Here is a 19302-nt window from a genome sequence, read left to right as displayed (position 1 = left end):
CGCCGTCACGGCCGTTCGCGGGAGCGGCGGCGTCCGGCGGGCACCGGCACGGGCGCGGCGCCGGGCACGACGGTGTTGGTGAGCGTGCCGATGCCCTCGACGGTGAGGGTGACCGTGTCGCCGGGCTCGATCGGCGGCGGGGTCCGCTCACCGCGCCGGCCCCACAGTTCGGCGAGGCAGCCGCCGTTGCCGCAGGTGCCGGAGCCGAGGACGTCGCCCGGCACGACGCGGGTGCCGCGCGAGGCGTAGGCGACCATCTCCTCGAAGGTCCAGCTCATGTTGGAGAGCAGGTCCTTGCCCACGGTATCGCCGTTGACCTCGGCGGTCAGCGCGAGGCGCAGAAAGCCGTCGGCGTCCCGGTACGGCTCCAGTTCGTCGGCGGTGACCAGGTACGGGCCGAGCGTGGAGGCGGTGTCCTTGCCCTTGCACGGGCCGAGGCCGACCTTCATCTCGCCGGACTGGAGGTCGCGGGCCGACCAGTCGTTGAAGACGGTGTAGCCGACGATGTGCTCGCGGGCCTGTTCCGGCGTCAGGTCGCGGCCCTCGCGCCCGACGACGGCGGCCACCTCCAGTTCGAAGTCCAGGACGGCCGAACCGGGCGGCACGGGTATCGCATCGCCCGCCGCGTAGATCGCGTGCGGGTTGGTGAAGTAGAACGTCGGGGCCGCGTACCACTGCTCGGGGACGCCGTCGGCGCCGTCCACGGAGCGGCGCACTCCCTCCACATGCTCCTCGAAGGTGACGAAGTCCCGTACGGACGCGGGCCGCAGCGGAGCGAGCAGGCGTACCTCGGACACCTGCGGTCCGGGCGGCCCGTCGAGGGCGGCGGCTCCCGCGTCCAGGAGTCCCGGCAGTCCGCCGGCCGCCGCGAGCACCTCGGTCAGCGGCCGGCTGCCGGGCAGCGGGTACAGCGTGCCGTCCTCCGCCACCACGGCGACGTGGCGGCGCTGTTGGTACTCGTACGAGGCAAGGCGCATGCCCGTTCTCCTTTGCGGGGGCGGATGTGTGGGGGCGGATGTGCGGGGGCGGACTCAGACCGGCGGGGCGACGAAGCAGCCGCGGTCGGGGTCGTTGAAGGACTCCTTGGCGACGAGTTCGTTCATCGGGTTGGCGGTGCCCCACTGGTCGGTGACCTCGGGCTGCGAGAAGTCGTAGACGTGCGGGTGCCAGGTGTCCTCGTCGAGCAGCTCCAACTCCGTCGTGTACTCGACGGTGTTGCCGTGCGGGTCGAGGAAGTACGTGAACGTGTTGTCGCCCGCCATGTGCCGTCCGGGACCCCAGATCTTCTGGTACCCGGCGCGCATCACACGCCCCGAACCCCTCATGTACTCGTCCAGTCCGCGCATCTCGAAGGAGACGTGGTGCAGGGCGGTGTGCGGGCCTTGGGCGATGGCCATGGAGTGGTGCTGGTTGCTGATGCGCATGAAGTGCATGACCTCACCCATGTGCGGGGAGCTCAGTGTGTCGGAGAGGGCGAAGCCGAGGTGGCGCTCGTACCACTGCCGGGTCCGGTTCAGGTCCGGGGAGTTGAGGACGACGTGGGACAGCTTGACCGGGATCGCCTCCTTCTCCTCGATCTTGCGGTGCTGTCGCACCTCGACGTCGGCGGAGACCTCGACGGTGCGGCCGTCGACGTCGAAGAACCGGAAGCCGTAGCCGCCGCCGGGGGTGTCGATCCGGCCCGGTTCGCCGAGCAACTGCACTCCCCCGGCCAGCAGTTGCTCGGCGAGCGTGTCGACGTCGCCGGCCGAGGCGGCCCCGTAGGACACGAGGTCGAGGCGCTTCTCCTCGGCCTTGCGGAGCCGGACCACGTACCGCTCGGGGCTGCCCTCGGCGGCGAGGAAGGAGATGCCGGAGTCCCCCTCGGTCCTGGTCAGGCCCCAGACACCGGAGTAGAAGTCGAGCTGCTTGTCGTAGTCGGGCACGGCGAGGTCGACGTGCCGCAGGTGGGTGAGCAGGCGTGCGCTCATGGTGGGGCCTCCTCAGGCGAGGTCGAGCAGGGCGGCCGCGGTGGCGCCGCGCACGGAGTGGAAGTCGTTCTCGGGCAGCTCGGCGTCGCGCAGCGCGCCGACGGGGTCCTCGGCGCCCATGTCGAAGGGGAAGTCGGAGCCGAGCAGCACCCGGTCGGCGCCTGCGACGCGCACCAACTCCCGCAGCACGTGCGGGTCGTGGACCAGCGAGTCGAAGTAGAGGCCGCGCAGGTAGCTGCTGGGCTTGCGGGCGCAGGCCTGTGCGTCGGGGCGGACCTTCCAGGCGTGGTCGGCCCGGCCGATGTGGGTCGGCAGGTAGCCGCCGCCGTGCGCGGCGATCACCTTGAGGCCGGGGTGGCGGTCGAGCACCCCGGAGAAGATGAGATGGGACAGGGCGACGGCGTTCTCGGTGGGCTGGCCGACCGAGTTGGACAGGTACCAGCGGTCGAGGCGCTCGTCGAGGGTGCAGCCGAAGGGGTGCAGGAAGAGCAGGGCGCCGGTCTCCTCGGCGCGGGTCCACAGCGCCTCGTAGGCCGGGTCGGACAGCTCGTGTCCGGGTGCGTGGCTGGACAGCTCGACGCCCACGAGGCCGCTGTCCAGGGCGTGTTCGAGCGCGGCGACGGCGAGGTCCGGGTGCTGCAGCGGTACGAGGCCGAGTCCGCGCAGCCGGTCGGGGGCGGCCGCGCAGTGGGCGGCGGTGGCCTCGTGGGCGAGCCGGTACACCTTCTCGGCCGTCTTGTCGTCGGCCCAGTAGTGGTAGTGCGAGGGGGACGGGCTGACGAGCTGGACGTCCACGCCCTGGGTGTCCATGGCGGCGAGACGGGCGGCCGGATCGGTCATGAGGGTGACGCGGGCGCCGACCATGGGGCCGTTGACGGCGAGGGCGTCGGGGCCGTTGCGGCGGGCGTCGAGGGCCTCGGCCTCGGCGTGTCCCGGCAGGCCCGCGACGAGGGCCTCCACCTCGGGCAGCAGCAGGTGGGCGTGGATGTCGACGGTCGGCGCGGTGGCCGGGGCGTGCGCGGTCGTGGCGTTCGCCGGATTCTTCGTGGTCACGGGCGGTCCTTCAGAACGGTCATGGTGCGGGCCATGAGCCCGGGCACGTCGGCGTCGCGCTCGCCGTCGAGCAGCCACTGCCCGAGCTGCACGGAGGCGTCGACGACCTGGCGCACGCGCGGCAGCCGGCGGGCGTGGAAGTCGGTCAGGAGCCGGTCGCCCCAGTCGGGGCGGGCGGTGAGGAGTTCGGCGAGGACCGAGGCGTCCTCCAGGGACAGCGCGGCGCCCTGGGCGAGGGTGGGCGGGCAGCAGTGCGCGGCGTCGCCGATGAGCACGGTGCGGCCGCGGTGCCACGGCCCCTCGATCAAGTGCCGGTCGAACCATGTGTAGTTGACCGCCGCCGGGTCGGTGATGTGGCGGACGATCTCGGGCCACTGGCCGCCGTAGCCCTGGGCGAGGCGGCGCATCTCGTCGGCGTACGACTCGGGCGGGATCGAGGCGCGGTCCCGCTTGTCCTCGACGACGTAGGCGTACAGGGTGTCGGGGCCCGTGGGGCAGTAGCCCGCGATGTAGGCGGTGCCGCCGTAGGCCAGGTCGGTGCGGCGGACGCCTTCGGGGCGCGGGGCGGCGATGCGCCAGATGGCCATGCCGGTCGGTTCCGGCCGGTCCTCGATGCCGATCATGGCGCGGGTGGCGGAGCCGAGGCCGTCGGCGCCCACCACGAGGTCGTAGCGGCCCTCGCCGCCGTCGCCGAACCGGGCCAGCACGTGGTCGCCGGACTCGGTCAGGGAGGTCACGGTCTCGCCGAGGCGGACGGTGGCGCCGCTCGCCCGGACCCGCTCGATCAGGAGCTGTTGCAGGTGCGGGCGCTGCATCCCGACGGTGGCCGGGAGGTCGTCGCCGCCGGTGTTGATGTCTTCGGCGACGTGCAGGACGGTGCCGTCGGGCGCGGTGACACCCACCGAGCCGAAGGCGAATCCGGCCTGCTCCACCTGCTCCCACACGCCCAGTTCCCGCAGGACCCGCAGGGCGTTGCCCTGGAGGGTGATGCCGGAGCCCGTGGTGGCGTTCCAGTCGCTCCTGGCCTCGACGAGGTCGACGGCCACGCCGGCGCGGCGCAGCAGAACGGTGATCGCGCTGCCGGAGGCACCGCCGCCGATGACGAGGACGCTACGGCTGCTGGGGTCGGTCATGGCAAGGTCTCCGGATTCACTTGACGGCGATCGGGTTGACGGGTGACCCGACGGCGCCGGTGATCGGCAGCGGTGCGGCGGTCAGCCAGAAGTCGTACGCACCGTCGTCGGCGCAGTCGGCGGCGAGGGCGTCCAGGTCCCACATCTCGCCGATGAGCAGCCCCATGTTGGGGATGACGACCTGGTGCAGCGGCTGGAAGGCGTGCTCGAACTCGTTGGGGCGCACCTCGAAGCCCCAGGTGTCGGTGGCGATCGCGGCGATCTCGGTGCGGTGCAGCCAGCCTGCGGTGGTGAAGGACAGTCCGGGGGCGGGACCCCCCGCGTAGTCGCCCCAGCCCTCGCGGCGGGCCCGGGTCAGCTGCCCGGTGCGGACGAGGACGATGTCACCGCGGCCGATGTGCACGCCGTGGGCCTCGGCGGTGGCGGTGAGGTGTTCCTCGGTGACGGCGAAGGCGTCGGGCAGTTCGCCGTCCGTGCCGATCGCGCGGCCCACGTCGAGCAGGACGCCGCGCCCTGCGACGTGCGGGGCCAGGTGCTCGATGCCGGTGACGAGGTCGCCGTCGGAGGTGACGACCTGCTCGGCCGGGCGGCCGTTCCAGGCCTTGCCGTGGTCGAAGATGTGGCCGAGTCCGTCCCACTGCGTGGAGCACTGCAGCGGCATGGCGATCACGTCGTCGGCGCCGCCGAGGCCGTGCGGGAAGCCCTGGTTGCCGAGGGCGGCGTCGGTGCCGGTGTCGAGCATGGTGTGCACCGGGTTGGTGCGGCGCCGCCAGCCCTTCTGCGGGCCGTCCATGTCGAAGCGCTGGGACAGGGAGAAGCTCGCGCCGCGCCGGACGAGGGCCGCGCCCTCGCGGCGCTTGGCCTCGGTGAGGAAGTTCAGGGTGCCGAGGACGTCGTCCGCGCCCCAACGCCCCCAGTTGGAGCACTGCTTGGCCGTCCGGGCGATCTCGCCCTCGGGGTCGGTGCGGTCGACGGCGCTCACGACGCGGCCTCCGCGACACAGCGGGTGCGCTGGGCGCCGAGCCCGGTGATCGAGGCGTCCATGACGTCGCCGTCGCGCAGCAGCCGGCCCCAGTGGATGCCGTTGCCGGCGGGCGATCCGGTCAACACCACGTCTCCGGGCAGGAGTTGGGTGGTCTGCGAGATGTAGGAGATGAGCCGGTCGACGCCGAAGAGCATGTCCTTGGTCGACTCGTCCTGCATGGTGTCGCCGTTGAGCTTCAGCGTGACCCGCAGGTCGTCGGGGTCGGCGACGGATTCGGCGGGGACGAGCCAGGGGCCGAGCGGGGTGAAGCCGGGGGCGTTCTTGGCGCGCAGCCAGTCCGTGCCGATCGCCTTCATGTCGCGGCGGAAGACGCTCGCGCGATCGGTCAGGTCGTTGGCGATCGTGTATCCGGCGACGTGGTCGAGCGCGTCCTCCCGGGCGACGCGGTGGGCGGGCCTGCCGATGACGACGGCCAACTCCAGTTCCCAGTCCGGCTGTTCGGCCCAGGCGGGCAGCACCACGTCGTCGTAGGGTCCGGTGATGCTGCTGGGCAGGCCGATGAAGACGTACGGCAGGTCCTCAGCGGCGCGCCGGTCCATGATCTCGGCGATCTCCGCGCGCGCCTCCTCGACGGTGCGCGGGTCGTCGGGGGCGCGGTGCGCGACTTCGAGGTCGATCACGTGCTGCCGGTAGTTGGCCCCCGACTGGAAGATCTGCCGCGGGGCGAGCGGCGCGTGCACGCGCAGACCGTCCAGCGGCTGCCAGTCGCGGGTGCCGTCGGCGGCCAGGGTGTGCAGGAGAGGCAGGTACGTGTCCCAGTCCTGGACGACGTCGAGCAGCGTCCCGGGGGCGGCGTCCAGGGAGCGCCGCAGGTCCAACACCCGCTCCGCGACCAGCAGTCCGGGGAAGTGGGGGCCGTCGTGGGCCGAGAAGGTGCCGAGGGCGAACGGGCCCGCGGGCCGCGCCGGTGTTGCCATGAGATTTCCTCCCGCTGTGGTGTGTCTACTCTGTCCTCCGAGGCAGAATCATGGAAATCAATCTTTGTTATGAGAAGCATCCACGCCATGGATACCCCCGAGCGGCAGCACACGAGAGGTGCGTGAGAGGCACGTGACGAACTCGCCCCGACTCGACCTGAACCTGGTCGTCGCCCTGCGCGCGCTGCTGGAGGAGCGCAACGTCACCAGGGCGGGGGCGCGCGTCGGTCTCAGCCAGCCCGCGATGAGCGCGGCCCTGGGGCGGCTGCGGCGGCACTTCGACGACGAGCTTCTGGCCCGCAGCGGCGGCTCCTACGACCTCACCCCGCTGGGGCTCGCCCTGCGCGAGCGCAGCGCGTCCGCCTGCGATCTGCTGGACCGCCTCTTCTCCACGCAGGCCGACTTCGACCCGGCGGCGGAGACCCGCGAGTTCACGCTGCTGACCTCGGACTACGGGGCGTTCATCTTCGGGGCCGCGCTGTCCAGGCGGCTGCACAGGGAGGCGCCGGGCGTCCGGCTGACGTTCCAGCAGACCGGCCCGACGGTGGTGGAGAACCCGGCGACGGCCCTGTCCACGGTCGACGGCCTGCTCATGCCGCACGGCATCATCGACGGCTTCCCCACGGTGGAGCTGTACGAGGACCGCTGGGTGTGCATCGTCGCGGACGACCACCCGGGGATCGGCGACACCCTCGCCCTCGACGATCTCGCCCGGCTCCCCTGGGCCGTCTACCAGCGCCCGTACGACGCGCCGGCCGCGCGCCAGCTCAACATGCTCGGCATCAGCCCGCACGTGGAGGTCTCGGTGCAGTCCTTCCAACTGCTCCCCCGCATGGTCGAGGGAACCCGCCGCATCGCGATGATCCAGGAACGCCTCGCCCGGGACGTCACGCAGTCCGCGGCCGTGCGCGTCCTTCCGTGCCCGTTCGAGGCGGTGCCGGTGCGGGAGACCATGTGGTGGCATCCCCTGCACGAGCAGGACGGCGCCCATGTCTGGCTGCGCCGGACGGCGATGGAGGTCGGCGCGTCACTGGACCCGTCCCGGGCCTGAGGGCCGGGCATCGTCGCCCTGTCCGGCCGCCCGGGTCAGATCATCTCCCGCATGGCGTCGATGACCTGCTGGAGGGTGGGGCGTTCGGTGGGCTTGTAGCTGAGCATGTGCTCGATCAGCTCACCGAGGGGGCCGTCGATGTTGACCGGCCGCCGGTTCCCCTCGACGACGGCCTGGCGCTGTTCGCGCAGTGAGGCGTCGTTGGGGTAGCTCACGGCGCGCCGTTGACGGGCGGCCATCAGCAGGCTCGCGCCGAATCCGTAGATGTCGCTGGCCTGGGTCGGGGACGCGAGACCTTCGTCGAGGATCTGCCGGGACAGTTCGGGGGCCTCGTAGTGCACGAGGCAGCCCTGGTGGGGAAAGTCGACCTCGTCGGGGACGGGCTTGCCCTGCGCCAGGGCGAGTTCCACGAGGTGGGTGCGGGCGGGGCCGATCAGGAAGTTCATCGGCTGTACGTCGCCGTGTGCCCAGCCCTCTGCGTGGACGCCGGCCAGGGCGCTGGCGCACTCCAGGGCCGTCACCACACTGGGGACCGTACCGTCCACGCGGTGCCGCTCCCACAGTTGCTGCAGGTCGGGACCGTCGCGCCACGGCTGGATGCACCACGTGCCCTGCTTCCAGCTGCCGCTGGGCACCGACGTGCCCAGGTGGTGGAGGACGGCTGCTTCCCGGCCGGGCTCGAGCGCGGTCCAGGTCCGGCCGGGAAGCCCGTCGGCGGCGGCGACGGGGAAGCCCAGCTTGACGGCGTAGCGCGCTGTGTCAGTCCTGATGTCCCACAGTGTCGAGCCGTGCCGGTTGCTGACCCGCGTGGCCTCGACGATGGGCGGGAGCGCATTCGTGATCTGGTCGGGAAGCTGCACGGCGGTGCGGTCCTTTCAACGGACTTACGGGCGAGGGCAGTCCGAGTAGCAGTGGGCGATACAGCTCGGTCATGAGGGGAATTCACCTCCTGTCGGCCGATCGGATGCGCCCCGACGCTGCGAAGATGAGCGGTTGCCTCGCACCGCCCCGTCCCGTCCGTGCCGGGCTCCTCAGCGGAGCGCGGTCGCGTTCGCCGGGGAACCCACGCCGCCCACGAGGTTGAGCGGCTTGACCGTCAACAGGCAGTCCCATACGCCGTGTTGACGGCTGTCATGGGTGAGGGCCGTGAGGTTCCAGAGCTCGCCGAGCGGCAGGCCCAGTTTCGCGATCAGTTCCTGGTGCATCATCCCGGCGTCCTCGGGTGCGCTCTGCCGGAAGTCGCTGTCGGCCGCGACGGGGAGGACCTCGACCGCGAACGTGTCGGTGGCCATGAGCGCGATGCGGTGGTCCCAGCACCACGCGGCGAACGCACGGCTCTGCGTGAAGCCGGTGGCGCGGCGGTGCTCGCGGGCGGCCGCGCGCTGTTCGGGGCTCGTGGTCAGATACCACTCGGCCCAGCCGGTGTGGACGAGGACCAGGTCGCCGGGTTCGACCGCGCAGCCCTGGACCGCCAGTGCCTCGTCGAGCAGGTCGGCGGTGAGGGCCGGGCCTTCTCCGTGGTCGAGCGGGGTGCCGCGGTCGCGCAGCAGTCCCTCCACGTCGATCACGAGACCGCGCCCGGCCAGCGGGTGCTCGGCCCACAACTGCACGCCCAGGGACGGCGTTCCGACGGCGATGTCGCTGTCGGGGACCCCGTTGTAGAAGCCGTGGCCCGAGGCGCGGCGGTGGCGCAGGCCGTCGATCTGGCTGGTGGCCTGGAGGTGGAAGTTGTCGAGGGAGTCGTCGCGCGCCTGGTCGTGCTTGGCGGTGATGTGGTGGTGCGGTACGCCGCGGGCCTTGGACATCGGCGGGTCGAAGGCGTCCAGGGCGTGGTCGAGGTTGAAGGCGCTGCCGCGCCGGACGCAGTCGGCGGCGCGGCGGATCTGGTGCGGGCCCGCGAAGTTGGCCATGCCGCGTTCCGGCGTCGTGGGGAAGAGATGCCAGCTGGAGCCGGGCGGGGCGTCGGTGCGACGGCTGAGTTCCTGGTACGTGGGCAGTGGCACGGGCGCACGGCTTTCTGTCAGGGGCAGCGGGCCGCGACGGCGGCGGCCGCCCGGCGTACCTCGCTGATGAGGTGCGGGTGGTCGTCCTCGGTGAGTTCGGTGCTGGAGCCGGTGACGCTCAGGGCGCCCAGCACCTCTTCCGGGGTGCGGATCGGCGCGCTGACGGCAGCGACTCCGAGGGCCCGTTCGTTCAGCGAGAGGGCGTACCCGTCCTCCCGGACCCGGCGCAGGTCGGCGGCGAGTTCGTCCGCGGTGACCTGCTCGCCCGCGATCCGGGTGAACGGGGTGGTGTCGTTGATGAAGGTGTCGAGTTCCGGCTCCGGGAGCCAGGCGGCGAGCGCCTTGCCCGCGCCGAGGTGGAGCGGGAGCTTCTCGCCGATGGGGAGTTGGTAGCGCAGCGGGTTGCGTCCCTCGACGCGTGCGATGAGTACGCGGGCCGAGCCGACGCGTACGTACAGGCTGGCCGCCAGGTGGGTGGTGGCGGCGAGTTCCTGGAGGACGGGGAGGGCGACCTGGCTGAGCCGGTTGGTGACCAGGAACGCGTGGGCGGTGGCGAGGGATGCCGGGCCCGCGGTGTAGCCGGTGTCCTCCTTGGCCGCGTAGCCGCGGTCGACGAGCACGTTGAGGATCCGCTGCGCGGTGGCGACGTGCAGGCCGGCGCGGCGGGCCACCTCGCTCAGGCGCAGGGGCTGGCGGCTGTCCTCCAGGACGCCCAGGACGTCGAAGGCCCGGTCGAGGGAGCGCATGGTGGAGGAGGACTCGGCGGGCATGGGGGCGGCTCCTGGATCGTCGGTCGGCACGCACGGACCCGATAAGACTTATCAGTCCGCGAGTGCGCGCCGTGCGTCAGGAGCCCGTTGCAGGTCAGTGCGTGGTGGCGGACGCCGCGGCCCGGGGCGCCTGAGCGGCCGGCTCGTCCTGCTGTCCGGCGTCCTGCTTCCCGTACGAGAGGACGAACGAGAGCATGCCGCTGATGCTCGCCGCGATGCAGGTGGCCGGTCCGGCGTCGGCGGCGACACCCTCCACCCAGGCGGCGTCGCCCATGACCATGCCGAGGGCCTGGCCCACGACGGTCACGGTGCCGCCGACGAGGAAGACGACGATGCTCAGCCGGAAGAGCGGTTGAAGGAGTCGTTGGGTCATGGGTCGGGTCATGAGCGGGCCTCCGGTTCGGGCGGGTTGGGGACGGGTCAGACGGGGAGGACGCCGGTGGCCACGGCGGCGCCGACGAGCAGGATGGGGACGCAGTAGTAGGTGGCCAGCGGCAGGAACGTTCGGGCCGGGTCGATGCCCGCGATGCCGCTGGCGACGTAGATGGGCGCCCCGGACGGGGGTGAGGCGCCTTCGGTGGACGCGAAGATGAGGACCGCGACGCAGGCGGTGGCCGGGGGCACCCCGGCCCCGACCAGCGAGGTGACGGCGACGGGCCCGATGGCGGCCATGGTGGCGGACGCCGTCAGCGGGATGGCCACGCCGACGACGAGCACTCCGACGATCAGCGCCATGACCCACTTCGGTGCCTCCACCCCGGCCAGCAGATGGGTCAGCTGCTCGGGCAGCCCGAGCTCGCCGAGGACGTTGGAGGCGGAGAACGCGGCGACGATCGTGACGCCGATGACGCCGAAGTGCGGGGCGGCGCCGCCGAGCACGTTCCACCACTCGCGGCCCGAGCGGGGCAGGTGGCGCCGCCCGAGGACGAGGACGGTGGCGATCAGGAGGACGGGGATCCAGGTGATGAGGCTGATCGCGTCGGACAGTTCGAGGCCGACGTGCAGATCGAGCGCGGCGCCGACGGGCCCCTTGGCCAGGGCCAGGGGTATCGCGATCGCCACGAACAGGAACAGGCTGGTCCAGCCGGCGCCCAGGCTGGCGCGCAGGGGCAGCAGGTCGGCGCGGTCGATGGGCTGCACCTTGTGGCGGCGCACCATGACGAAGGCGGCGACGAGCCGGTACCCGAGACACCACAGGCCGCCGATGGCCAGCGGAAGGACGATGTCGTCCGTGGTGGCGAGGGAGGCGACACCGGCGGAGCCCATGAGGATGAACATGGTGGAGCTGAAGGGGAAGGTGACCCCCATCCCGGCGCCGCCCGCCGCGACGGTGGCCGCGAGTTCACCGCTCACGTTCGACCGCTTCATCCACGGGATGGTGACCGAGCCGACCGCCGCGGTCACCGCGGCCCCGACGTGCGCGATGGCGCCGAACAGGCCGGCCGCGACGGTCGAGGTGTAGACCGGGCCGCCGCGCAGCCTGCCGAGGACCGAGTTGAGGATGCCCAGGAGGTGGTCCAGGACCGGGGTGCGGGCGAGCAGGTAGCTCATGAAGACGAAGGCGAGGGCGGCGAAGGTGACTTCCTCCTGCATCGCCTCGACCAGGCCGCCCCACATCACGTGCGCGATGTCCCCACCGGCGAACAGGCCGGTGACGAGGAAGCCGACGATGAGGGCCTCGCCGATGTTCCGCTTGAACACGGCGTTCCACACGATGATGGCCGCGATGTAGCAGCCCAGCGCCCATACGGCGATCACGATGTTCCTCCTGGCGTGGCCGCGGCGGCGGCGCGGATGTCGGTGCGCCGTCGCGCCTCTTCGGCCTCCACCTCGCGGGCGGCGGCCAGGACGGTCGCGGCTCGCTCGGCGGGGACGACGGCCACACCGTCGCCGTCGGCCGCGACGAGGTCCCCGGTCCTGCAGACGACTCCGCCGACCGCGACCGGGACCCCGACGTGGCCGGGACCGAACTTGTAGGGGCCTGCCGGAGTGACCGCGCGCGCCCAGACGGGGAAGCCCATCTCGGCGAGCACCTCGACGTCGCGCGCGGCGCCGTCCAGGACCATGCCGACCACGCCACGCGCTCGGGCGCGCTCGGCGATCAGCTCTCCGACCAGGGCACGGGAGATGTCCCCCTCCCCATTGACGACCATGATGTCACCGGGCTCGGCGATCTTGATGGCCTGGTGCAGCGCCTGGTTGTCACCGGCGCGGGTCCACACGGTGAGGGCGCGGCCGACGGTCCGGGCGCCGGGCCACAGGGCGCTGATGCCGGAGTCGAGGAGGCCGAGGCGGTCGGTCGCGTCCCCGATGTTCGCCGTCGCCAGCCCCGCGTACCCGGCGAGCAGTTCGGCGGTGACCCGAGAGGTGTCCCGCAGCCCTTCGGGGCGTGCGGCCAGGGTGTGTACGTGACCGATGGCCTTGGCGAGGTTCGTGTCGAGCCCGAGTTCGCCGACGAGGTCCGCGGCGGCGGCCGCCTCGCGGGCCCGCCGCTCACCGTGCTTGAAGGTCCCCTGGTAGAGGCGCTCCAGTGTGGCGTCGCCGTCCGCCAGTTCCGCCGCGACCTGCTGCCGTACCCACAGTTCGTCGCCTGCGGCGCGGCCCGCGTCCACGGCCTCGACGATGACGGCGCCGAGCCCCTTCATGAACAGGCTGCGCAGGAGCTTGCGGGCCGAGGCGGCGCCGGGGTCTCCCCCGAGGTCCTCGACGGGCGCACCCAGCGCGCCGAAGTAGTCGGCGATCACCGACGCACCCTGCCCGCTGGCCATCAGGGCCGTACGGTGCCGGTACTTCGGCACGGAACCGATCACCGACACATCGGCGAAGACCGCGGCCGAGGCGGCGCCGACGACCTCGGCGATCTCCCGCTTCAGCTCCGGTGCCGCGGCGTTCATGTCCGCGTAGACGGCGGTCGACGACAGATGTGGGGCGGCCTCCCGCGCCACGGCGAGCGCGGCCTTCGCCCCGGTCAGACCGAGTACGAGGTCACTGCCCCGCACGGCCTCCGCGAGGCTCGCGGCCCGCTCGACGCCTTCCGGCGTGGGCGCGTCGACCGGGTCGAATCCGACGACCTGCCAGCCCTGCTCCACGAATCCGGCCGCATAGAGCGCACCCGCCTCGCCCAGACCGATGATGCCTGCCCTCACCTGAACCTCTTCTCATAGAGTGATAAGGTCTATCACTAGACGCAGGAGGATGTTGCTTGGGCATGACGAGCACGTCAAGAGTTGACGAATGATCGATCAAAAGAGGCGTCGGGACGGCGCGGGTGGCGGCGCGATGCCGACCCGGCGCCGGGCACGCAAAAGGCCACCAGCGCGGCCCGGTGCGGTGCGGGCGCGGCTGGTGGCCTTGATCCCTGAGCAGCGCGTGGGCGCGCCGCTCACACGAAGTTCAGCACTGGTTGGGCACGTTGCCCGTCTCGCTCCCCTTCAGCAGGCCGCCCCAGATCCAGCTCGAACCCGAGCCGAGCAGGACCCACTTGTCGTGCGAGTAGCCGTTCTGCGTCACCCGCTGGCCGTGCGCCCAACAGATGGCGCTGAGCTGGTAGTTGGCGGGGACCGAGTAGTTGATGCCGCACTGGGTCGACGCGCAGCTGCGGATGTTCGCACTGGTCCACGTGTAGACCCACGTGTTGGCGACGGCCCGGTCGGCCGCCGCCGCCCGACCGTCCCCGCCGGCGGACACCGCCGCGGCAGTGGGCGCGGACAGGCCCGCGACGGCCAGCAGCCCCGCCGCGACCGTGGTGACGACCTTGGCTCTGAAACGCATGAGGAAACCCCCCAAGTGAACGCGATCCGCTGGGACATCCAGCGTGAAAGACGCTAACCGGCCCCAGTCGACCCAGTTAGTCATGTACTGGCCAAAACCTGACGGGGCGCGGCACCCCGCCCGGGAGGCGTGCGCCATGAGGCGGAGCAGGACGGTGGCGTTACTGGCGAGTTACGGATCGGGAATCTGCCCAATCCCTCGGCCAGGCCGACCGGTCGGCAGGGCGGGCTGCTGGACGTACGGAGACGGCGCCGGAGGGAGCAGCTCGTGATGCCGGCGGGGGGCGTGGGAGTGGGCAAGACCCGGCCGACGCTGGGAGGAGGCCCGCGGCGCCGGTCGTCGCACGGCGCGCCTGCGCGGACCGCGCACGGGCCGCGCCTCGGGGAACCCGGCGCTCCGGTCGGCGTGGACCGTGTCATCGATCCGGCCATCCTCTCCGGAACCCTCCACCTCCGGCCCTGAAAGGCCACACCATGCACTGCGACGGCTGCACCGCACCATCCGCCCCGACCGCCACGGCCACTACTACTGCGAACCCTGCACCTGCAAACACCACCGCTTCAAACGCCGCGCCAGTGAGGACTGACTCATGACCCGCGCACTCCGCACCGCCCGCGCCTACCTCCTCGCCGCGACCGCGCTCGCCGCCGGCGCCGCACACGTGGGCGTCACCGAATCCGCGTGGCACTGCCTCCCCGGCCTGTGCTTTGCCGCGGTCCTCGTCTGGTGCGCGCTGCGGTCGTACGCCGAGCACCAGGCAGTCCTCGCCGAGTGCAAGCAGGCTCGGCAGGCCGCGCTCATCGAGGAGTTCGACACGGTCCTGGCGTGCTGTCGCCTCGCGCACCACTCGGGCGGCTACGCCCATGGCCCGAACTGCATACTGTCCGCGGACGCGTTCGCCGAGCTGTACACCGCGTGCTGCGCCGAAGGGTTCGTATCGCGCGGTGTCCGGCACGGGCCCACGTGTCGGGTCAAATCGGCGCACAGCAGCGCCATATGAGCGGCCGAGCCCCCTTGGTGCGCGGCCTGACGACCGGTCGGCGCGAGTCCGGTCTCGATGATGTCGCCCGACTCGGCACGGCGGTTTGTGCAGCGGTCCTCGGAACCCGCCCCCAACGCAAGGAGCGGCAACTACCGTGAGACCGGAGGCGACCACCAACGGGGAGGACGTGGCATGCTGCTCGCAGCCGAAAAGGGCGACATCACCACGATCATCGGCGGCATCGCCCCGGACTGGGGCCCCTTCGGCGCCTTGGGTACCGAGGCCAAAACCATGATCCAGGTCGTCATGGCCGTCGCGATCCTGCTCTGCCTCGCCATCGCCATCTGGGGCGCCGCCAAGCAGCGCGTCGGCGCCACGGCCCTGCGCGACACGTTCAGCGCCGAGCAGGGCAAAGGCCTGATCATCGCCGGTCTGACCGGAGTCTTCATCATCGGCTCACTCGGCACGGTCTTCACCATCGTCTACGGCATGGCCGTCTGACCTGCACGAGGTGGGCCTTCGGCTCAGGGTCCGCGCCAGAGGTTGGCGAACGCCGCGTTCTCGATGGTGCGCCTCTGGCGTACGGCCTCCAGCTCCATCACCGCGTCGTGGACGGCGGCCAGCACCGTCGTCACCGCCTCGTCGTCGAGGTCGGGCTCACCGTCGCCGGATCGCTCGTCATCGATGCCGACGGTCGAGGCGAGGGCCGTCAGGACGGGTTCCTTCTCCTTCAAGCGGTCGGCCGCGCGGCGGCGCGCGGGCGTGTCGACCGATGCCAGGCGTTCCGAGCCGAAGGGAAACCGGCCGCTCCGCTGCGGCTTCAGCTCATTGTCCGCCTCCAGGGCGGCCTGGTACGCGGCAGAGAGGTCTCGGCCCCGGCGCCACAGCCAGTCCTCGACCCGCTCGTAGGGCGCCTGCCGGGTGAGTCCTGCCGCAGCCTCGCCCATCAACCGGTCGTCCGGCACCGGCTGTCCACCCGGCACGATGCGGTCGCCGTCCAGGTCGACCGCCCCCGCGCCGATGAGATCGATCAGCTCGGCTCCCGCGAGCGCGAGGGAGAGGTCGCCCTGTCCCACGGATTGCTTCAGGTCCATGGCGATGATGAACAGGTCCTTCGCCGTGGTCATGAACGGCTCCCCTCGGAGACTTCGACAGACAAAGGTACGCCCCCACCAACACGGCGGGGCGACTGTCACCATCAGTATCGCCCCACCGCGCGAGCGAAGCCCTCTGGCTGGAGTTGGGCCGCATGCGCATCGGCCGAGCACTCGCGGGCAGAGCCATGACCGCTCTCGTCACCGCGGGCTGCGGCGGGGCGGGGTCGCACGACGACGCCTCCCGCCCGGCGGCCACGGCGCCCCCGAGGAACGGCAAGCAGCTCCCCGTCGCGATCACCTCGGCAGAGCCAGGGCTTCTGACGGTGAAGACGCTGCTCGGCTCACTGCCGCCGGAGCCCGCCGCCGACGCCGCGTTCACCGAACGAGTGCTGTGGACGATGCGCAAACACACGGTGGCCATGGCCGGGGTACCGGGGCGGACCAGCGCCGAGTGCGAGGGCGGCAAGGTGAGCGAGCGGCCGGGCACGACCACGCGGTGCACCGTCACCTACAACGGCGTGAAGGTCCCCTGGTCCGTCCGTTTCGACGAGCCGGCCGGTGACCTCAAACCGTACGAGATCACCAACGCCGGCCGGGCCGTGCTGACGGCGAAGTCCGTCCACGGCACGTTCTGGAGGGAGTACCACCGGGTCAGCAAGCACCTGCGCTGCGGAAGGGTGCCGGACCTCGAACTCGTCGCATACGAACAGGACACCGGCCACCGCTGCCAGTACGCCTCGTCCGCCGACGGCAAGGCCCGATGGGTCAACGTCCCGGTGAGTGTGGGCGAGCACGGCGTCGTCTTCGACAACGGCCGCCCGGCCGGCAGCACCGCGAATTGATCCCGGAGCTGCTAGCCGTGGGTGATCAGGCTGCCGTCGGTGCAGTGACCGGCGTGATGGCCCACGTAGTCGCCGAGCACCGGGACGACGGCGACCTCCTGGAGGCAGGTGGCGGCAGAACTGAAGTTCCAGTTGTCCGAGATGCCGACCCCGGAACCCAGGTTGCTGTCGGCGTGGGCAGGTGCGGCGAGTCCGGTCGCGGCGAGGGCGAGACCTGCAACGCTGATGATCTTCTTCATGCCCGGCGAACGACGCAGCACACCGGATGGGCACGGGGACACCACAAGGGTTCACCTTCCAGAGCACCCTCACGACTTGTCCGGCACACCCGGGCACGGACGCCCCGCCACGGCTCGGGGGCTCGTGTGCTGCTACGGAACACCCCCTGCGCGGGATCCTGTCCGAGCCGTGCAGGGGCGGCGACGCCGGTCCGGGCCTGGCGGCTCGTCAGCGCAGGGTCTCGCCCTTGAGGTCGAGCAGCTCCGCCGCCGCGATCTCCAGTTGGGCCGGGTCGTGACGGGGGACCTCATCCGCGGAGACGGCGCCGAGGTAGAAGGTGAGGAAGGTGTCGAGCACGATCCAGTCGGGCCCGAGCTCAGCGATCTCCTCCAGGTCGCGCCGAATCTGAGCGACGGTGCCGTGCCCGGCGAGTCGCCCCTCCTCCGGAACCGGCTTCTCGGTGATGTGCAGCGGGATGCGCGGCGCGAGGGCGGGGGTGGGACGACCGGCCTCCTCGGCGGCGGCCCTGAGCTTGGGCAGCCGCTCACGCAGCTCGGCCGGGCCGAGACCGAACGGGTGCCAGGCGTCGCCGAAGCGCGCCGCCCGCCGCATGGCGGGGCCGTTGAGGCCGCCGACCCACACCGGCGGGTGCGGGTCACGGACCGGGGCGGGGCCGGTGGTGATGTCGGTGTAGTCCAGGTGCTCGCCGTGGAAGGAGATCAGCGGCTTGGTCCAGTGGTCCTTGATGGACGTCAGATACTCGTCGGTGATCCTGCCGCGGGCGGCGAAGTCGACGCCCAGCGCCTGGAACTCCTGCTCCGACCAGCCGACGCCCACACCGAACACGAACCGGCCGTTGCTCATCTGGTCGATGTTGGCCGCGACCCGGGCCGTCTGCAGCGGGTGCCGGTACGGGAGAACGATGACCGTGGTGCCCAGCTCGATGGTCGAGGTGCGGCCGGCGAGGTAGGCGAGGGTGGTGAACGGGTCGTAGAACGGCGGCGGGAAGACCGGCAGGGCCTCCTGTGGGAGCGTCACGTGGTCCGAGATCATCGCCAGGTGGTACCCCAGCCCCTCGGCCCGGAGAACCCAGTCCTCCATGGAGGCGGGGGTGGTGCCCGGCCCGTAATTGAGCACATTGATCCCGAACTTCACCGACGGGTCTCCTCTCGACGGGCGCACGGCATCACCGAGTGGCGAGCCCACGCCGTAGTTTTTTGGTCGGAGACGCCAGGCTAACCACGGGACGAGTCGCGGCACGAAGCGGGGGCGGGGAGCAAGATCCACGCAGTCGACTCCGGCAAGCCCGAGTTGACCTGCGGATACGCAAGAAGTGACGACTCGGTCAAACCGCGTGTGAGCAGGGAGTTCCCGCGGTTAGCGTCAGGATCATGACAGAGACGATCAAGACCGGGGCCCCGCCCGCTCGCCCCGTCCGCCAGTTGCTCGCCGCCTCCGTGGGCAATGCCGTCGAGTGGTACGACTGGTTCTCTTATACGGGCGCGGGGACAGCATACGACGGGGCGCTGTAGCAGCAAGTTTGCAGGTGAGGACACAATCTGGTGCTGCGCCCCAGTCGCACGTGTCGCAGGGTTTGACCAGCTCTGGCAGTCTCGATGCTGACCGCTTGCTGACTTTTGTGACATAGCGTCAGCTCAGGACGTGCGCCCCTCTTGTGCAGCACGGCCGCCCAAGTCGTCAGCGGCCCGCGAGGGCCGAAGTAGCCGGTCCCGGTACCGATCTCCAGCACCGTGCACCCCTCGATGGTCTCGACGTCGGACCGCATTCATGCGACGAGCGACGGAATCGTGGACGACGAAGCCGGTGCCCCGCTGTGCCGGAGGGCGAGCTGTTGTACGAGAGAGCAGTCATCGCTGACCGGCATGGCCACGATGGCTAACCCGAGTGTGACGCTCCGGCTTGTCTGCGGAACAGCTCGCATCAACCTTGGCCAGGTGTGCCTCTGCGCCATGGAATCGACTTGCGACCGGGGAGTGCCACTCGCGTGCCATACTCAACAACCAACTCACTTCTGTGAAGCATGGGTTGAACGCCTTGACGAAGGGACTGGGGGGATGGCGCTGGAGTTTCCCAAGTGGCGCGTGATCGTCGCGTCAGATTCGCGTGCGGCGGAGGACGTACACGGCGAACTGAGCCGCAACGGTTCCTGGGACTCACAGATCTCGGTGGAGTTGGAACAGTCGACATCGAGGTTCCGTACGGGGGACGCCACGATTCTCGTGGCCACCATCGCCGCAGTGAGCTCCGCCCTGACCGCGTTGGTGACCGGCCTCCTGGGACGCGGCGCGGCCAAGGAGGGGCAGCGCATCGTGATCGAGCTCGCGTCCGGGGCCAGGCTCGAGGTACCGGCGGGCATGGAACCGGCCGAACTGGACCGGATGCTCAGTCTGATTCGCGAGGATCCCCAGCGGATCCTCCTGCCGTGAAG

General features: G+C 71.2%; 22 protein-coding genes. 6 read left to right on the top strand and 16 right to left on the bottom strand.

Translation table 11 applies throughout. From position 1 onward, the window contains the following. Positions 1-5: 5 nt before the first annotated feature. The 6 genes from ACY34M_RS23215 to ACY34M_RS23190 are packed head-to-tail and all read right to left on the bottom strand — an operon-like array spanning position 6 to position 6118. On the bottom strand, positions 6-977 hold the full coding sequence (locus ACY34M_RS23215) for a fumarylacetoacetate hydrolase family protein (RefSeq protein WP_462719949.1): 972 nt from the start codon (positions 975-977) through the stop codon (positions 6-8). A gap of 54 nt (positions 978-1031) precedes the next feature. After that, positions 1032-1970, bottom strand: a complete 939-nt coding sequence (locus ACY34M_RS23210; protein ID WP_462719948.1) for a VOC family protein — start codon at positions 1968-1970, stop codon at positions 1032-1034. 12 nt (positions 1971-1982) lie between these two features. Then, positions 1983-3023 (bottom strand): amidohydrolase family protein, encoded by a 1041-nt coding sequence (locus ACY34M_RS23205; protein ID WP_462719947.1) that lies wholly within the window; start codon positions 3021-3023, stop codon positions 1983-1985. Next, positions 3020-4156 carry an FAD-dependent oxidoreductase gene (locus ACY34M_RS23200; RefSeq protein WP_462719946.1) on the bottom strand — a complete coding sequence of 379 codons (1137 nt, stop codon included), beginning with the start codon at positions 4154-4156 and terminating at the stop codon, positions 3020-3022. The genes ACY34M_RS23205 and ACY34M_RS23200 overlap by 4 nt, the downstream gene beginning before the upstream one ends. A gap of 16 nt (positions 4157-4172) precedes the next feature. Continuing rightward, the gene (locus tag ACY34M_RS23195) at positions 4173-5138 is read right to left on the bottom strand and encodes a cyclase family protein (RefSeq protein ID WP_462719945.1); all 966 of its coding nucleotides are present in this window, start codon (positions 5136-5138) and stop codon (positions 4173-4175) included. Then, positions 5135-6118, bottom strand: coding sequence for a fumarylacetoacetate hydrolase family protein (locus tag ACY34M_RS23190; protein WP_462719944.1), 984 nt, complete (start codon positions 6116-6118; stop codon positions 5135-5137). The genes ACY34M_RS23195 and ACY34M_RS23190 overlap by 4 nt, the downstream gene beginning before the upstream one ends. A 133-nt stretch (positions 6119-6251) precedes the next feature. Between ACY34M_RS23190 and ACY34M_RS23185 the strand changes: the two genes are divergently transcribed. Next, positions 6252-7169 carry a LysR family transcriptional regulator gene (locus tag ACY34M_RS23185; RefSeq protein WP_462719943.1) on the top strand — a complete coding sequence of 306 codons (918 nt, stop codon included), beginning with the start codon at positions 6252-6254 and terminating at the stop codon, positions 7167-7169. A 35-nt stretch (positions 7170-7204) separates the two neighbouring features. On the opposite strand, the gene ACY34M_RS23180 is transcribed toward ACY34M_RS23185, so the two are convergent. The 7 genes from ACY34M_RS23180 to ACY34M_RS23150 form a co-directional block, all read right to left on the bottom strand. Further along, positions 7205-8029: a protein kinase family protein gene (locus ACY34M_RS23180; RefSeq protein ID WP_462719942.1), complete on the bottom strand. Its 825-nt coding sequence runs from the start codon at positions 8027-8029 to the stop codon at positions 7205-7207. Positions 8030-8200: 171 nt separating this feature from the next. Next, positions 8201-9172 (bottom strand): cyclase family protein, encoded by a 972-nt coding sequence (locus ACY34M_RS23175; protein ID WP_462719941.1) that lies wholly within the window; start codon positions 9170-9172, stop codon positions 8201-8203. 17 nt (positions 9173-9189) lie between these two features. Beyond that, positions 9190-9942: an IclR family transcriptional regulator gene (locus ACY34M_RS23170; protein ID WP_462719940.1), complete on the bottom strand. Its 753-nt coding sequence runs from the start codon at positions 9940-9942 to the stop codon at positions 9190-9192. 94 nt (positions 9943-10036) lie between these two features. After that, positions 10037-10327 (bottom strand): hypothetical protein, encoded by a 291-nt coding sequence (locus ACY34M_RS23165; RefSeq protein WP_462719939.1) that lies wholly within the window; start codon positions 10325-10327, stop codon positions 10037-10039. Between the two features lie 35 nt (positions 10328-10362). Further along, the gene (locus tag ACY34M_RS23160) at positions 10363-11700 is read right to left on the bottom strand and encodes a TRAP transporter large permease subunit (RefSeq protein ID WP_462719938.1); all 1338 of its coding nucleotides are present in this window, start codon (positions 11698-11700) and stop codon (positions 10363-10365) included. Further along, positions 11697-13088, bottom strand: a complete 1392-nt coding sequence (locus ACY34M_RS23155; RefSeq protein ID WP_462719937.1) for an RraA family protein — start codon at positions 13086-13088, stop codon at positions 11697-11699. The genes ACY34M_RS23160 and ACY34M_RS23155 overlap by 4 nt, the downstream gene beginning before the upstream one ends. Before the next feature lie 247 nt (positions 13089-13335). Then, positions 13336-13713 (bottom strand): SH3 domain-containing protein, encoded by a 378-nt coding sequence (locus ACY34M_RS23150; protein WP_462719936.1) that lies wholly within the window; start codon positions 13711-13713, stop codon positions 13336-13338. Positions 13714-14302: 589 nt separating this feature from the next. Here ACY34M_RS23150 and ACY34M_RS23145 point away from each other — a divergent pair. Continuing rightward, a complete protein-coding gene (locus ACY34M_RS23145) occupies positions 14303-14713 on the top strand; it encodes a hypothetical protein (protein ID WP_462719935.1) in 411 nt (136 codons plus the stop codon). Positions 14714-14887: 174 nt separating this feature from the next. Continuing rightward, complete coding sequence (locus tag ACY34M_RS23140) at positions 14888-15196, top strand: hypothetical protein (protein ID WP_462719934.1); 309 nt, start codon at positions 14888-14890, stop codon at positions 15194-15196. A 23-nt stretch (positions 15197-15219) separates the two neighbouring features. Here ACY34M_RS23140 and ACY34M_RS23135 read toward each other — a convergent pair whose 3' ends face one another. Next, positions 15220-15822, bottom strand: coding sequence for a GOLPH3/VPS74 family protein (locus ACY34M_RS23135; RefSeq protein WP_462719933.1), 603 nt, complete (start codon positions 15820-15822; stop codon positions 15220-15222). Between the two features lie 122 nt (positions 15823-15944). Here ACY34M_RS23135 and ACY34M_RS23130 point away from each other — a divergent pair, with 122 nt between their 5' ends. Further along, positions 15945-16634, top strand: a complete 690-nt coding sequence (locus ACY34M_RS23130; RefSeq protein ID WP_462719932.1) for a hypothetical protein — start codon at positions 15945-15947, stop codon at positions 16632-16634. An 11-nt stretch (positions 16635-16645) separates the two neighbouring features. Here ACY34M_RS23130 and ACY34M_RS23125 read toward each other — a convergent pair whose 3' ends face one another. Then, entirely contained in the window at positions 16646-16915 is a 270-nt protein-coding gene (locus ACY34M_RS23125; protein ID WP_462719931.1) for a hypothetical protein, read from the bottom strand. Between the two features lie 166 nt (positions 16916-17081). Continuing rightward, positions 17082-18008 (bottom strand): LLM class F420-dependent oxidoreductase, encoded by a 927-nt coding sequence (locus tag ACY34M_RS23120; protein ID WP_462719930.1) that lies wholly within the window; start codon positions 18006-18008, stop codon positions 17082-17084. Positions 18009-18244: 236 nt separating this feature from the next. Here ACY34M_RS23120 and ACY34M_RS23115 point away from each other — a divergent pair, with 236 nt between their 5' ends. Continuing rightward, positions 18245-18385, top strand: a complete 141-nt coding sequence (locus tag ACY34M_RS23115; protein ID WP_462719972.1) for a hypothetical protein — start codon at positions 18245-18247, stop codon at positions 18383-18385. A gap of 543 nt (positions 18386-18928) precedes the next feature. Continuing rightward, entirely contained in the window at positions 18929-19300 is a 372-nt protein-coding gene (locus ACY34M_RS23110) for a hypothetical protein (protein WP_462719929.1), read from the top strand. The last annotated feature ends 2 nt before the right edge of the window (positions 19301-19302 follow it).

This window comes from Streptomyces sp. EDA2-14, from assembly GCF_054963755.1.
This window is presented reverse-complemented; position numbering and strand designations above follow the sequence as displayed.